The sequence below is a fragment of the Pseudomonas saudimassiliensis genome (assembly GCF_000939975.1).
Lineage (GTDB): Bacteria > Pseudomonadota > Gammaproteobacteria > Pseudomonadales > Pseudomonadaceae > Halopseudomonas > Halopseudomonas saudimassiliensis.
Map to the genome: position 1 here is coordinate 1928426 of NZ_LK391969.1, position 13499 is coordinate 1941924.

Here is a 13499-nt window from a genome sequence, read left to right on the forward strand (position 1 = left end):
CATCCTTAGGAAGGGGAGGTGGAATAGTCGCGGGCGCCAAACAGGGCGCTGCCGATCCGCACGATGGTGGCGCCTTCCTGCACCGCCTCGGTGAGGTCATCGCTCATGCCCATCGACAGGGTATCCAGCGGCAGGTCCAGGGCCAGCATGGCCTCGCGCAGTGCCTGCAGCGGTTGGCGCCGAGCGGCGCTGTCGGCGGCCGGGGCGGGAATCGCCATCAGCCCGCGCAGGCGCAGGTTCGGCAAATCCGCCACGGCGGTGGCCAGCGCGGGCAGCTCGGCAAGGGTGACACCCGACTTGCTGTCCTCATTGCTGATATTGACCTGCAGGCAGATGTTCAGCGGCGCCAGCGCGGGCGGGCGGTGCTGGGACAGGCGTTGGGCGACCTTCAGCCGGTCGACGCTGTGCACCCAGTCGAAGTGCTCGGCGATGGCGCGGGTCTTGTTGGACTGGATCGGGCCGATGAAATGCCAGACCAGCGGCAGGTCCTGCAGCTGGTCGATCTTATCCAGGGCTTCCTGCAGGTAGTTTTCACCGATATGGGCCAGGCCGGCGGCCCAGGCATCGCGGATGGCGCTGGCCGGTCGGGTCTTGCTCACGGCCATCAGGGTAATGCCCTGCGGGTCGCGCCCAACCGTGTGCGCTGCTCGCGAAATGCGTTCACGAACGTTTGCAATATTCTCTGCTATCGTGGACATTACGGACGTTATTTACCTTGCCAATGGAATTGACCTGCCCGCCATTCTACATGCTTGCAGGTTGCAATGGGGAACCCTATGGATATAACCGAGCTGTTAGCCTTCAGCGCCAAACAGGGCGCGTCGGACTTGCACCTGTCGGCCGGACTGCCGCCCATGATTCGAGTGGATGGCGATGTACGCCGGATCAACATCCCGGCACTGGAACACAAGCAGGTTCATGCCCTGATCTACGACATCATGAACGATAGACAGCGCAAGGACTTCGAGGAGTTCCTCGAAACCGACTTCTCCTTCGAGGTGCCCGGCGTGGCCCGCTTCCGGGTCAACGCCTTCAACCAGAACCGCGGCGCCGGCGCCGTCTTCCGCACCATCCCCTCCAAGGTGCTGACCATGGACGAGCTGGGCATGGGCGATGTGTTCAAGAAGATCGCCGATGTGCCCCGCGGGCTGGTGCTGGTCACCGGGCCGACCGGCTCGGGCAAATCGACCACCCTGGCGGCCATGCTCGACTACCTGAACTGCAACAAGTATCAGCACATTCTCACCATCGAAGACCCCATCGAATTCGTCCACGAATCCAAGAAGTGCCTGGTCAACCAGCGTGAAGTGCACCGCGATACCCACGGCTTTTCCGAAGCCCTGCGCTCGGCGCTGCGGGAAGACCCGGACATCATCCTGGTCGGTGAGATGCGCGACCTGGAAACCATCCGCCTGGCCCTGACTGCCGCGGAAACCGGCCACCTGGTATTCGGCACCCTGCACACCACCTCCGCCGCCAAGACCATCGACCGGGTGGTCGACGTCTTCCCCGGTGAGGAGAAGGCCATGGTCCGCTCGATGCTGTCCGAATCGCTGCAGGCGGTGGTCTCCCAGACCCTGCTGAAGAAGATCGGCGGTGGCCGGGTGGCGGCCCACGAAATCATGATCGGCACCCCGGCCATCCGTAACCTTATCCGTGAGGACAAGGTGGCGCAGATGTATTCGGCGATCCAGACCGGCGGCAATATCGGCATGCAGACCCTGGATATGTGCCTGAAGAATCTGGTATCCCGCGGCCTGGTGACCCGGGATGCGGCGCGCGAGAAGGCCAAGGTCGGCGAAAGCCTCTGACAGATCACACTGACGGGCGCGGGATGCGCCCCGAGACGAGGGCATTATGGAGTTCGAAAAACTGCTGCGACTGATGGTTGAGAAGGGCGCTTCCGACCTGTTCATCACCGCTGGTGTGGCGCCGAGCATGAAGGTGCATGGCAAGATCCTGCCCGTGACCAAGACGCCGCTGTCCCCGGAGCAGACCCGGGAAACCGTGCTGGGCGTGATGTCCGAGGCCCAGCGCCGGGAGTTCGCCGAGAAGAAGGAATGCAACTTCGCCATCAGTGCCCGGGGCATTGGCCGCTTCCGCGTCAGTGCCTTCTACCAGCGCAACCTGGTGGGCATGGTGCTGCGCCGCATCGAAGTGAACATCCCGACCATGGAGGAGCTGCGCCTGCCGGAGATCCTCAAGCAACTGGCGATGACCAAGCGCGGCCTGGTGATCTTCGTCGGCGCCACCGGCACCGGCAAATCCACCTCCCTGGCCTCGATGATCGGCTACCGCAACAAGCATTCCAGCGGCCACATCATCTCCATCGAGGACCCGATCGAGTTCATCCACCAGCATCAGAACTGCATCGTCACCCAGCGCGAGGTCGGCATCGATACCGACAGCTTCGAAGTGGCGCTGAAGAACACCCTGCGCCAGGCGCCGGATGTCATTCTGATCGGTGAGGTACGCACCCGGGAAACCATGGACCATGCAGTGGCCTTTGCCGAGACCGGGCACCTGTGCTTGGCGACCCTGCACGCCAACAACGCCAACCAGGCGCTGGACCGGATCATCCATTTCTTCCCCACCGAAATGCACCAGCAGGTATGGATGGACCTGTCGCTCAACCTCAAGGCCATCGTCGCCCAGCAACTGATCCCGACCCCGGACGGCAAGGGCCGCCGCGCCGCCATCGAGGTGCTGCTCAATACGCCGCTGGCCGCCGACATGATCCGCAAGGGTGAGGTGCACGAGCTCAAGCCGTTGATGGCGCGGTCCAATGAAGTGGGCATGCAGACTTTCGACCAGGCGCTGTACAAGCTCTATAGCCAGGGCGAGATCACCTACGAGGATGCGCTGGCCCATGCCGATTCGGCCAACGACCTGCGCCTGCTGATCAAGCTGGGGTCGGAGACCGATGGCAAGCATCTGATGGGCCGTGCGGTGGACGGCCTGGCCCTGGAAGACGCAGACGACCGGCGGCGCTGACCGCCGGCCGTCCCCGACGGGAGGGGCTGCCTAGGCCTGATAGACCAGGCGGCCCTGGCACAGGGTGTGGGTGACCGCACCCGGTGCGCTCTGGCCAATGAACGGACAGTTGGCGCCCTTGGACAGCCAGTGCTGGCCGATCTCGCTGGTCACCGCCGGGTTGAACAGGGTGATGTCGGCACCAGCACCTTCGGTAATCCGCCCGACGGGCAAACCGAAGATATCCGCCGGACCGCAGGTCAGGCGTGCCAACAGCGCCGGTAATTCCAGCAACCCATCGGCCACCATGGTCAGGGCCAGCGGCAGCAGAATCTCCACACTACTGATACCCGGCTCCGCCGCGGCGAAGGGCACCCGCTTGGCTTCCAACTCGTGGGGCTGGTGGTGGGACGCAATCGCCTGGATCACTCCCGCCTGTACCGCCTGGCGCAGGGCGCGGCGGTCGCTGCTGCTGCGCAGCGGCGGCATCACGTGCAGCAGGCTGGAATAACCGTCCAGGTCCTCGTCACACAGCAGCAGCTGGTACATGGCAACGTCGGCGGTGACCGGCAGGCCACGGGCCTGGGCGTCAGCCAGCATGTCCACCGCGCGGGCGCTGCTCAGGCCGCTGAAATGCGCGCGTACGCCGGTCTGCTCGATCAGCAGCAGGTCCCGCGCCAGGGCTACGGTCTCGGCGCTTTCGGGAATCCCGACCAGGCCCAGGCGGGCGGCGGTCGGCCCTTCATGGGCGACGCCGCCCTCGGCCAGGGCCGGGTCCATGGGCGTGAAGATCACCGGCAGGTCGAAGCCGGCGGCATATTCCAGCGCCCGGCGCAGGATGCGGTTGCTCTTCATGGGCGCCAGGCCCTGGGTGAAGGCCACGCAGCCGGCATCGCGCAGGGCCACCAGCTCGCTCAGGTGCTCACCATCCAGGCCGCGAGTCAGCGCGCCCAGGGGGAATACCCGGGTCTGGCCGGCGCGTTCGGAGCGGTCCAGAATCAGTTCGGCTACCGCCGGGGTATCCAGCACCGGCCGGCTGTTGGGCGGACAGCACAGGCTGGTGACGCCGCCGACGGCGGCGGCGCGGGTTTCGCTGGCGATGCTGCCCTTGCGGCCGAAGCCGGGCTCGCGCAGGCTGACGTTCAGATCCACCAGGCCGGGGCAGGCGATGAGGCCGCGGGCATCGATGATCTGGGCCGCGACGAAGCCCTCCGGCGCCTGACCGAGGGCACTGATCTGGCCGGCATCGATGTGCAGGTCGGTGATGGCGTCGAACTGGCTGGCGGGGTCAATGACCCGGGCGCCTTCAATGGTGATACGCATATTCATTGCCCTCCCTGACTGGCTTGGCGCTGGGTGGTCTGTCCGGCCATGGCCATGGACATCACTGCCATGCGCACGGCGATGCCGTAGGTCACCTGGTTGAGAATCACCGATTGCGGGCCGTCGGCCACCGCCGACTCGATCTCCACGCCGCGGTTGATCGGGCCGGGGTGCATGACCAGGGCGTCGGGCTTGGCCAGCGCCAGGCTGTCGCGGGTCAGGCCATACTGGCGATAGAACTCCCCTTCGCTGGGCAGCAGGCCACTTTGCATGCGCTCCTTCTGCAGGCGCAGCATGATTACCACGTCCACGTCGCGCAGGCCGACGCGCAGGTCATTGAACACCCGCACGCCATACTGCTCGATACCCGCGGGCAGCAGGGTGCGCGGGGCGATGATGCGGATGTCGGGGCAGCCGAGGATGCGCAGAGCTTCCATGTTCGAGCGCGCCACGCGCGAATGCAGGATGTCGCCGACAATCGCCACCGACAGCTGCTCGAAGCCGGCCCGGTGCCGGCGAATGGTCAGCATGTCGAGCATCGCCTGGGTCGGGTGGGCATGGTTGCCGTCGCCGGCGTTGATGATGGCGACCTCGGGACAGACGTTGCGGGCAATGAAGTGGGCGGCGCCGGAGTCACCGTGGCGCACCACGAACATGTCCGCGGCCATGGCTTCGAGGTTGCGCAGGGTGTCGTAGAGGGTCTCGCCCTTGCTGGTGGACGAGGTCTGCACGTCCAGGTTCAGCACATCCGCGGACAGCCGCTTGGCGGCCAGCTCGAAGGTGCTGCGGGTCCGTGTGGAGTTCTCGAAGAAGACGTTACAGACCGTCTTGCCGCGCAGCAGCGGTACCTTCTTGATGGCACGCTCGCCGACCTCGAGAAAGGAGTCGGCGGTGTCGAGGATTTCGGTCAGCAGCTCCCGGGATAGCCCGTCGATGCCGAGGAAATGGCGCAGCTGGCCCTGGTGATTGAGTTGCAGTTGGCTGGGTTTCAGGCTCATTGGACACTCATGGCGTGGCGACGGAAGTCAGGGTCAGGTGCAGTGGCGCAGGGCCGGCCAATTTTACCCGCTGGCCCGGCGGCAGGGCCAGACTGGTACCGAGGATGTCGGCGCGGATCGGCAGCTCGCGGGCTTCGATATCCACCAGCGTCACCAGGGTCACCGAGGCGGGCCGGCCGTAGTCGAACAGTTCATTGAGCGCGGCACGGATGGTGCGGCCGGTCATCAGCACATCGTCCACCAGGATCAGGTGACGATCATCCACGCTGAACGGCAGCTCCGAAGGGCGCACGCCGGACTGCAGGCCGATCTGGGCGAAGTCGTCCCGGTAGAAGGCGATATCCACGGTTCCCAGGGGCGCCTGCGGCAGCCACTGATCGCGCAGCTGCTCGGCGACCCAGACGCCGCCGGTGTGGATGCCAACAAAGGCCGGGTCGAGTCGTTGGTTGCGATCCAGCCAGCTGATCAGTTCCTGGCCCATGCGTTGCAGCAGGGGGCCCACTTCAGGCAATTCGCTCATGTCGCTCCTTTATTGTTCCGTATGGCTGACCAGCCAGGTTTCCAGCAGCAGGGCCGCGGCCAGGCTGTCGACCGGGTTGTCCCGGTAGCTGGCCGGGGTGCCGCGTCCGGTTTCACGCAGGGTTTGCTTGGCTTCGAAGGTGGAAAGGCGCTCGTCCACGCAGTGCACCGCGATCTGGAAGCGGCCCTGCAGGCGGCGGGCAAATTTCTCTGCGCGGGCACTCATCTCGCTCGGGCTGCCATCCATGTTCAGCGGCAGGCCGACGATTAGCGCATGGGGTTGCCACTCCTTGAGCAGCGCGCCGATCTGGTCCCAGTCGGGAATGCCATCACGGGCTCGCAGTTCCTTCAGCGGACGGGCGTTGCCGGTGAGGGTCTGCCCCACCGCCACGCCGATCTGACGGGTGCCGAAATCGAAGCCGAGCACACGTTGTATGGGTGCCGCCATCAGGCGTGTCCTGCCTGGCTGGTCAGCAGGTTGAGATCCACGCCCAGCTGGCGCGCCGCCTCGTCCAGGCGCAGGTCGGGCGCCAGTTCGAAGAGGATGCGGTAATCGGCAGGGACGCTCAGCCAGACGTTGTCGGCCAGCTCCTGGTCCAGCTGCCCGGCCTCCCAGCCGGTATAGCCCAGGGCGACAAAGATGTCGTCGGGCCCGGCACCACTGCTCAGGTCTAGCAATATGTCCCGTGAGGTGGTCAGACGCAGCGGGCCGAGATCCAGGCTCGACTCCCAGCGCTGTGGCCCGCGGTGCAGCACGAAACCACGCTCGGATTGCACCGGGCCGCCATTGAACACCACGCGCTCGCCGATCTCCCGGGGCACGCTCAGGTCGGGGGCGGTCTGTTCCAGCACATCGCTGAGGTTGAGGCCGCTGGGCTGGTTGATGACCAGGCCCATGGCGCCGTCTTCGTTGTGCTCGCACAGGTAGATCAGGCTATGAACGAAACGCGGATCTTCCATGTGCGGCATGGCGATCAGGAAGTGATGCTTGAGGTAGGTCGGTAAGGTCTGTGTCATGCGCCATAGTATTGGGCGCGCGGCGGTTTAGGGCAAGAGCATGAGGCGCCAGAGGCGTCATGCCTGCCCGCCGCTCAGAAGCTGGAAATCCGATCGCCCGGTTCGAACCGCCAGGTACGGATGATTTCCAGCACATCCACGTCCATCAGCTCGCCGGTGAAGGGAGCGTAGGGTGCGGCGAGGCGGACGATGCGCAGGGCGGCATTGTCCAGCACCGCATGGCCGGAGGATTCGAGGATCTGCACGTCGCGCAACGAGCCGTCGCGGTTGATCGCCACCAGCAGCCGCAGGTTGCCGTAGATGCCCTGGCTGCGCGCCGCGGCGGGGTAGTTCTGGTTGCCGACGCGCTCGACCTTGCGGCGCCAGGCATCCTTGTAATAGGCGCCCTTGTCGCGCATGGTCGATGCCGCATTCAGCCGGTGGACCCGTGGCCGCTTGGCATACTGCTGGCGCTCCTCGGCCAGCTGGGCTTCGAGGCTGGCGATCTCCTGGGACAGCGTGGACATATCGAAGCGCTGGCTGGGTTGGGGGGCTTGCACCGGCTCGGGCGGAGGCGGCGCAGATACCGCCTTTTCCGGGCTGGGCGCGGTGCTGGTGACGACCTTTTCCGGGGTGTGGGGGGCAGGCGGCGGGGCCGCCGGTTCAACCGGCGACACGGTATTGATCTCGCTGTCCTGGAAGACGGTTTCCTCCGGCGTGCTGGGTGCGGCCTTGTCATCCAGGGTGCCGCTGCCCTGCTGGTCGAACTGGGCCAGATAGTCGGCGTCTTCCGGGGTGGTCTCGCTTGGCTGGCTGGCCAGGGTGATTTCCAGGGTACGCGACAATTCGCTCGGGCTGGGCAGGTCGAAGGTGATGCCGAGGATGATCAGCGCATGCAGCACGGCGGCCAGGAACAGGGTGAAGCCGAGGCGGTCCCTGGGCGCGATGGCCGGAGCGGTGGGTGCAACCGCTGGACGGGTGGAGCTGGGCGGCGTCGCTGCTTTCTTCATGCTATCCATAGCCAGGCGAGGGGGCGAACTGCTGCGCAGTCTGCCCCGGTCGGGGAAAAAAGTCTACGCACCGCGCCGCGCTTCGAGTTTCCGGCCAATGACATCCATCAGCTTGCCGCCGATATCCGTATCGTAGGCCGCGTCGATCTCGCGGATGCAGGTCGGGCTGGTGACGTTGATTTCCGTGAGGTAGTCGCCGATCACATCCAGCCCGACAAACAGCAGTCCGCGCCGCCGCAATTCCGGGCCCACTTCGCTGGCGATCCAGCGGTCGCGCTCGCTCAGCGGACGGGCTTCGCCGCGACCACCGGCGGCCAGGTTGCCGCGGGTTTCGCCGGCCTGGGGGATGCGGGCCAGGCAATAGGGTACCGGTTCGCCGTCGAGCATCAGGATGCGCTTGTCGCCGTCCTTGATCTCCGGCAGGTAGCGCTGCGCCATGATCTGCTGCGTGCCGTGCTGGGTCAGTGCCTCGATGATAACGCTGATGTTCGGGTCGTCCTCGCGGACGCGGAAGATCATCGCCCCGCCCATACCGTCCAGCGGCTTGAGGATCACATCACCGTGTTCGGCAATAAAGGCGCGCAGTACATCGGCCCGCCGCGACACGGTATTGGGCGGACAGCACTGCGGGAACTGGGTGGCAAACAGCTTCTCATTGCAGTCGCGCAGGCTGGCGGGGCGGTTCACCACCAGCACGCCGGCGCGCTCCGCGGCCTCGAGAATATGGGTGGCGTAGAGGAATTCGTTGTCGAACGGCGGGTCCTTGCGCATCAGGATGACGTCGAGCTCGGCGAGCGGCGCCTGGCGCATCTCGCCCAGCTGGTACCAGCGCTGGGGGTCGGCGAAGACCTGCAGCGGGCGGATGCAGCCCATCGCCTGGCCATCCTGCAGGTACAGGTCCTGGGGCTCCAGATAGTGCAGTTGCCAGCCGCGCTGCTTGGCTGCCAGCAGCATGGCAAGGGAGCTGTCTTTCTTGTAATGGATCGCACTGATCGGATCCATGACGACGCCAACATTGATGCTCATGGTCGGGATTCACTGTCATGACGGGAAGTAAGCGCAGTGTACCCTCTGCTCCGGCGGCGATGAAAGCCACCGTATGTCTCATCTTCGAGAAGGCTTTATGGATTGCCCTGGAAATCTGTGTTAAAAGTAGCCGCAAATGGAATTGGCCGGTCGCTGCCGGAACCAGAACACCTTGCAGTTGGACCGCCGTTTATAACAAGGGCTGAGTTTATGGACGAAAATTTCGAGAGCCTGAAAGTCATGGTTATTGATGACAGCAAGACCATTCGGCGCACGGCGGAAACGCTGCTGAAAAAGGTCGGATGCAACGTCATCACTGCTGTTGACGGCTTTGATGCCCTGGCCAAGATCGCTGACAATCACCCCGATATCATCTTTGTCGACATCATGATGCCCCGTCTTGATGGCTATCAGACCTGCGCGTTGATCAAGAACAACTCTGCGTTCCGCTCCACCCCGGTGATCATGCTATCCAGCAAGGACGGGCTGTTCGACAAGGCCAAGGGTCGCATCGTCGGCTCCGATCAATATCTGACCAAGCCATTCAGCAAGGAAGAATTGCTGGGCGCCATCCGGGCCCACGTTCCGCAGTCGGCAACCAAGGTGGCCGGCTCCGCGTGAGCGCCCGCCGGCCCAATTTGATTATCCAGGGGGATACATGGCTCGCATTCTAGTAGTGGACGATTCGCCGACCGAGTTGTACAAGCTCACCGGCATGTTGGAAAAGCACGGCTTTGAAGTACTCAAGGCGGAAAACGGTGCCGATGGTGTGGCGTTGGCCCGCCAGGAGAAGCCCGACGCGGTATTGATGGACATCGTCATGCCCGGGCTCAATGGTTTTCAGGCCACCCGTCAGTTGACCAAGGACCCTGAGACCACCGCCATTCCGGTGATCATCGTGACCACCAAGGACCAGGAAACCGACCGGGTCTGGGGCAAGCGCCAGGGCGCCAAGGATTACCTGACCAAACCGGTGGAGGAAGCCACCCTGATCCGGACGCTGAAGTCGGTGCTCGACACCTGACGCCGCCAGCGTAACCGGCACATGACAACAGGGACGGTATGTCAGACACAACTCATCCATTCGATCTTCTCCTGCAGCTGGCTGCCCATTGTCGTCGGCAGGCTGCCGGTCTGCCTGCGCAGCAGGTGGTGGCCGAGACCTGGAGCGGCATCGGCTTCCGCCTGGCGGGCCAGCCGATGGTCGCGGCCATGGGGGAGATCAGCGAAATCCTTCACGAACCGCGTTACACCGCGCTGCCCCGGGTCAAGTCCTGGGTGCGGGGCGTGGCCAATGTGCGCGGCAGGTTGCTGCCGATCATCGACCTGAGCCACTTTCTCGGCGCGCCGAGCAGCGCGCCGCGGAAACAGCGCCGGGTGCTGGTGCTCGATCAGGATGACCTGTTCGTCGGCCTGCTGGTCGACGAGCTGTTCGGCATGCAGCATTTTCCAGTAAGCAGCTTTTCCACCTCGGTGCCCGACCTCCCCATGGAGCTCAGGCCATTCGTGGTGGGCGCCTATACCAGGGAGCAGGTATCGCTGATATTCAACTTCCGGGCATTGGCGCGCGACCAGGCGTTCCTTGATGTGGCGATCTGATCGGGAAGGGGTGTGCCGGTATGCCCGGTATGCAATTCAGGACTCCAAGAAGCACGCGGTAGGCCAGGTAGGGGCCAGATAATGAAAAAGCTTGATACCAACATACTGTCGACCTTGCGCAGCAATCGGACGATCAGTGGCCTGTTCGCCGCGCTGATCCTGTCGTTGATCCTGCTGTTCATCAACTTCGTATATCTGAACATCCAGAGTTCTTACGATACGGAATATATCGGTCACTCCGGAGAGCTGCGGGTACTGTCCCAGCAGATCTCCAAGTCGGCGACCGAAGCGGCTACCGGTACGCCCGAAGCTTTCGGCCTGCTGCTGGAGACCCGTAACGGCTTCGAGCAGCGCTGGGGTTACCTGACCGAAGGACGCGAGGAAACGGGTCTGCCACCCACACCAGCGGCCCTGCAGGAACCGCTGTCCCGAGCCCAGGCGGACTGGGACAAGGTGCGCAAGAACGCCGACGCCATTCTCAATAGCCAGAACACGGTACTGGCGCTGCATGAAGTAGCCGCCACGCTGTCCGATACCGTGCCGCAGTTGCAGATCGAGTACGAAGATGTGGTGGACGTGCTGATCGAAAGTGGCGCGTCTCCCGCCCAGGTATCCGTTGCCCAGCGCCAATCGCTGCTGGCCGAACGTATTCTCGGCTCGGTGAACCGGGTACTTACCGGTGATGCCGACGCGGTACTGGCGGCAGACAGTTTCGGCCGGGATGCCAGCCTGTTCGGTCGGGTGCTCGAAGGCATGCTGGAGGGCAACGAGGTCATGGGCATCACCCAGGTGACCGACCCCGACGCGGTCAGCCGTCTCACTGAAATTGCCGACCTGTTCAGCTTCGTGTCGGACTCGGTGGACCAGATCCTGATGACCTCCCCGGAGCTGTACCAGGTACGCCTGGCGGCGAACGACATCTTCACCGACTCCCAGGTGCTGCTGGACAACGTCTCCGATCTGTCCGCGGGGTTCGAGCAGCGCAGCGACTCGCGCTGGGTCAACACCCTGCTCGGCTACCTGCTGGGTATCATCGCGCTGGGCAGCATCCTGCTGATCGGCCTGCAGATGACCCGTGAAACGCGCCAGCGCCTGGCTGAAACAGCCGCCGCCAACGAGCGTAACCAGGCGGCGATTCTGCGCCTGCTCGACGAGATCGCCGATCTGGCCGATGGTGACCTGACCGCCGAGGCGACGGTAACCGAGGACTTTACCGGGGCCATCGCCGACTCGATCAACTTCTCCATCGACCAGCTCCGCGCCCTGGTAGAGACCATCAACCACACGGCGTCCCAGGTGGCCATGGCTGCCCAGGAAACCCAGAGCACGGCCATGCACCTGGCCGAGGCATCCGAACACCAGGCCCAGGAGATTGCCGGCGCGTCCGCGGCGGTCAACGAGATGGCGGTGTCCATCGACCAGGTATCGGCCAACGCCGCCGAATCGGCCGCGGTAGCGGAACGTTCGGTAGCCATCGCCAACAAGGGCAACGAGGTGGTGCAGAGCACCATTTCCGGCATGGATACCATCCGCGAGCAGATCCAGGACACCTCCAAGCGGATCAAGCGGCTGGGTGAGTCCTCCCAGGAGATTGGCGACATCGTCAGCCTGATCAACGACATTGCCGACCAGACCAACATCCTGGCATTGAACGCGGCGATCCAGGCGTCGATGGCCGGTGATGCGGGCCGGGGCTTCGCGGTGGTAGCCGACGAGGTCCAGCGTCTGGCGGAGCGCTCCTCCGGCGCGACCAAGCAGATCGAGGCACTGGTGAAAACCATTCAGACCGACACCAACGAGGCGGTTATCTCGATGGAGCAGACCACCGCCGAAGTGGTCAGCGGCGCGCGCCTGACCCAGGATGCCGGTGTGGCCCTGGAGGAGATCGAGAAGGTATCGACCTCGCTGGCGGCCCTGATCCAGAACATTTCCAACGCGGCACGTCAGCAGGCCTCGTCGGCGGGTCACATCTCCAACACGATGAACGTCATCCAGGAGATCACCTCGCAGACCTCGGCGGGTACCACCGCCACCGCCCGCAGCATTGGCGAGCTGGCCAAGCTGGCCGAAAGCATGCGGCAGTCGGTGGATGGTTTCACCCTGCCAGAGCAGGTCTGAATGCAGGCGGCGGCCGTCGGCCGCCGCGCATGACGGCACAGCGGGAGTCGCGGAGTGCAGAGAATGCCCCACTGGTCATTGGAACAGCTGCCAGACATGGACGGAGCGCAATTCCGTCAGTGGCAGGCATTGCTGGAGACGCGCACCGGCGTGTGCGTCAGCGAACAGCGCCGGGCCTATCTGCAGACCAGTCTGGGCGCCCGCATGCGGGAGCTGGGCATTCGCGACTACCAGGCCTATTACGAGCACATTACCCAGGGTGTCAGCGGGACGCTGGAGTGGTCGATGCTGGTCGAATGGCTGACCGTGCGCGAGACCAGCTTCATGCGCCATCGCGCTTCCTTCGATTGCGTCGCGCGATTTCTCGAACAGCGCCACGCCGCGGGAGAGCAACGGCCCCTGCAGTGCTGGAGCCTGGGCTGTGCCAGCGGTGAGGAAGCCTATTCGCTGGCCATGATCATCGAGCAGGCTGCGGCAAGCGGCGGCCAGGTGCGCCGCGACTACGGCGTCTGGGCCACCGATATCAGCCAGCACGCGCTGGACCAGGCTCGCGCGGGGTGCTTTCCGGCGCGCCGCCTGGGCGGGCTCACCGAGGCCGAGTGCCAGCGCTGGCTGGAACCGCTGCAGGATGGACAATATCGCGTGAAGGCAGCACTGCGCGATCGAGTATGTTTCACCCGGTTGAACATCCTGGAACTGGCCCAGGCCCCGATTCGGGACCTGGATATCATCTTCTGCCAGAACCTGCTCATCTATTTCCGGCGCTGGCGCCGTCGCGACCTGCTCAACCAGCTGGCAAAGCGGTTGGCACCAGGCGGCATGCTGGTCATCGGGCCGGGTGAAATAATGGACTGGAACAATCCGTTGCTGGAGCGGGTACCCGATGAGCGGGTGCAGGCTTACCGGCGGCGAGACAGCATGGAATGTCTGGAGTGAC

Annotated in this window: 15 protein-coding genes; 7 read left to right on the forward strand and 8 right to left on the reverse strand. The window is 64.4% G+C overall.

Translation table 11 applies throughout. The annotated features are described in order from the left end of the window. Positions 1-5: 5 nt before the first annotated feature. On the reverse strand, positions 6-698 hold the full coding sequence (locus VG99_RS08935; RefSeq protein WP_044499442.1) for a YggS family pyridoxal phosphate-dependent enzyme: 693 nt from the start codon (positions 696-698) through the stop codon (positions 6-8). Positions 699-776: 78 nt separating this feature from the next. Here VG99_RS08935 and VG99_RS08940 point away from each other — a divergent pair, with 78 nt between their 5' ends. Next, the gene (locus VG99_RS08940) at positions 777-1811 is read left to right on the forward strand and encodes a type IV pilus twitching motility protein PilT (RefSeq protein ID WP_044499443.1); all 1035 of its coding nucleotides are present in this window, start codon (positions 777-779) and stop codon (positions 1809-1811) included. A 46-nt stretch (positions 1812-1857) separates the two neighbouring features. Then, positions 1858-2994 (forward strand): PilT/PilU family type 4a pilus ATPase, encoded by a 1137-nt coding sequence (locus tag VG99_RS08945; RefSeq protein WP_044499444.1) that lies wholly within the window; start codon positions 1858-1860, stop codon positions 2992-2994. 30 nt (positions 2995-3024) lie between these two features. Here VG99_RS08945 and VG99_RS08950 read toward each other — a convergent pair whose 3' ends face one another. The 7 genes from VG99_RS08950 to gshB form a co-directional block, all read right to left on the reverse strand. Next, the gene (locus tag VG99_RS08950) at positions 3025-4296 is read right to left on the reverse strand and encodes a dihydroorotase (protein ID WP_044501549.1); all 1272 of its coding nucleotides are present in this window, start codon (positions 4294-4296) and stop codon (positions 3025-3027) included. Between the two features lie 2 nt (positions 4297-4298). Then, positions 4299-5294 (reverse strand): aspartate carbamoyltransferase catalytic subunit, encoded by a 996-nt coding sequence (locus tag VG99_RS08955; RefSeq protein WP_044499445.1) that lies wholly within the window; start codon positions 5292-5294, stop codon positions 4299-4301. Between the two features lie 7 nt (positions 5295-5301). Further along, complete coding sequence (pyrR, locus tag VG99_RS08960) at positions 5302-5814, reverse strand: bifunctional pyr operon transcriptional regulator/uracil phosphoribosyltransferase PyrR (protein ID WP_044499446.1); 513 nt, start codon at positions 5812-5814, stop codon at positions 5302-5304. Positions 5815-5823: 9 nt separating this feature from the next. Then, a complete protein-coding gene (gene ruvX, locus VG99_RS08965; protein WP_044499447.1) occupies positions 5824-6261 on the reverse strand; it encodes a Holliday junction resolvase RuvX in 438 nt (145 codons plus the stop codon). Beyond that, positions 6261-6830: a YqgE/AlgH family protein gene (locus tag VG99_RS08970; RefSeq protein WP_044499448.1), complete on the reverse strand. Its 570-nt coding sequence runs from the start codon at positions 6828-6830 to the stop codon at positions 6261-6263. The genes ruvX and VG99_RS08970 overlap by 1 nt, the downstream gene beginning before the upstream one ends. A 74-nt stretch (positions 6831-6904) precedes the next feature. Further along, a complete protein-coding gene (locus tag VG99_RS08975; protein ID WP_239419865.1) occupies positions 6905-7819 on the reverse strand; it encodes an energy transducer TonB in 915 nt (304 codons plus the stop codon). Positions 7820-7882: 63 nt separating this feature from the next. Continuing rightward, positions 7883-8845, reverse strand: a complete 963-nt coding sequence (gene gshB / locus VG99_RS08980) for a glutathione synthase (RefSeq protein WP_044499450.1) — start codon at positions 8843-8845, stop codon at positions 7883-7885. A gap of 210 nt (positions 8846-9055) precedes the next feature. On the opposite strand from gshB, the gene pilG reads away from it, so the two are divergent. From pilG to VG99_RS09005, 5 genes are all read left to right on the forward strand, one after another. After that, entirely contained in the window at positions 9056-9466 is a 411-nt protein-coding gene (pilG, locus tag VG99_RS08985; protein WP_044499451.1) for a twitching motility response regulator PilG, read from the forward strand. 37 nt (positions 9467-9503) lie between these two features. Beyond that, complete coding sequence (gene pilH, locus VG99_RS08990) at positions 9504-9869, forward strand: twitching motility response regulator PilH (protein WP_044499452.1); 366 nt, start codon at positions 9504-9506, stop codon at positions 9867-9869. A gap of 38 nt (positions 9870-9907) precedes the next feature. Further along, positions 9908-10444 (forward strand): chemotaxis protein CheW, encoded by a 537-nt coding sequence (locus tag VG99_RS08995; RefSeq protein WP_044499453.1) that lies wholly within the window; start codon positions 9908-9910, stop codon positions 10442-10444. Between the two features lie 81 nt (positions 10445-10525). Continuing rightward, positions 10526-12562: a methyl-accepting chemotaxis protein gene (locus VG99_RS09000; protein WP_044499454.1), complete on the forward strand. Its 2037-nt coding sequence runs from the start codon at positions 10526-10528 to the stop codon at positions 12560-12562. A 54-nt stretch (positions 12563-12616) separates the two neighbouring features. After that, positions 12617-13498, forward strand: a complete 882-nt coding sequence (locus VG99_RS09005) for a CheR family methyltransferase (protein WP_420848277.1) — start codon at positions 12617-12619, stop codon at positions 13496-13498. Position 13499 lies beyond the last annotated feature (1 nt).

Coding starts and splice junctions, on each gene's coding strand:
- VG99_RS08945 (WP_044499444.1), top strand. CDS start 1,858: ATGGAGTTCGAAAAACTGCTGCGACTGATGGTTGAGAAGGGCGCTTCC.
- VG99_RS08955 (WP_044499445.1), bottom strand. CDS start 5,294: ATGAGCCTGAAACCCAGCCAACTGCAACTCAATCACCAGGGCCAGCTG.
- gshB (WP_044499450.1), bottom strand. CDS start 8,845: ATGAGCATCAATGTTGGCGTCGTCATGGATCCGATCAGTGCGATCCAT.
- pilG (WP_044499451.1), top strand. CDS start 9,056: ATGGACGAAAATTTCGAGAGCCTGAAAGTCATGGTTATTGATGACAGC.
- ruvX (WP_044499447.1), bottom strand. CDS start 6,261: ATGGCGGCACCCATACAACGTGTGCTCGGCTTCGATTTCGGCACCCGT.
- VG99_RS08940 (WP_044499443.1), top strand. CDS start 777: ATGGATATAACCGAGCTGTTAGCCTTCAGCGCCAAACAGGGCGCGTCG.
- VG99_RS08970 (WP_044499448.1), bottom strand. CDS start 6,830: ATGACACAGACCTTACCGACCTACCTCAAGCATCACTTCCTGATCGCC.
- VG99_RS09000 (WP_044499454.1), top strand. CDS start 10,526: ATGAAAAAGCTTGATACCAACATACTGTCGACCTTGCGCAGCAATCGG.
- VG99_RS08935 (WP_044499442.1), bottom strand. CDS start 698: ATGTCCACGATAGCAGAGAATATTGCAAACGTTCGTGAACGCATTTCG.
- VG99_RS08975 (WP_239419865.1), bottom strand. CDS start 7,819: ATGAAGAAAGCAGCGACGCCGCCCAGCTCCACCCGTCCAGCGGTTGCA.
- pilH (WP_044499452.1), top strand. CDS start 9,504: ATGGCTCGCATTCTAGTAGTGGACGATTCGCCGACCGAGTTGTACAAG.
- pyrR (WP_044499446.1), bottom strand. CDS start 5,814: ATGAGCGAATTGCCTGAAGTGGGCCCCCTGCTGCAACGCATGGGCCAG.
- VG99_RS08995 (WP_044499453.1), top strand. CDS start 9,908: ATGTCAGACACAACTCATCCATTCGATCTTCTCCTGCAGCTGGCTGCC.
- VG99_RS08950 (WP_044501549.1), bottom strand. CDS start 4,296: ATGCGTATCACCATTGAAGGCGCCCGGGTCATTGACCCCGCCAGCCAG.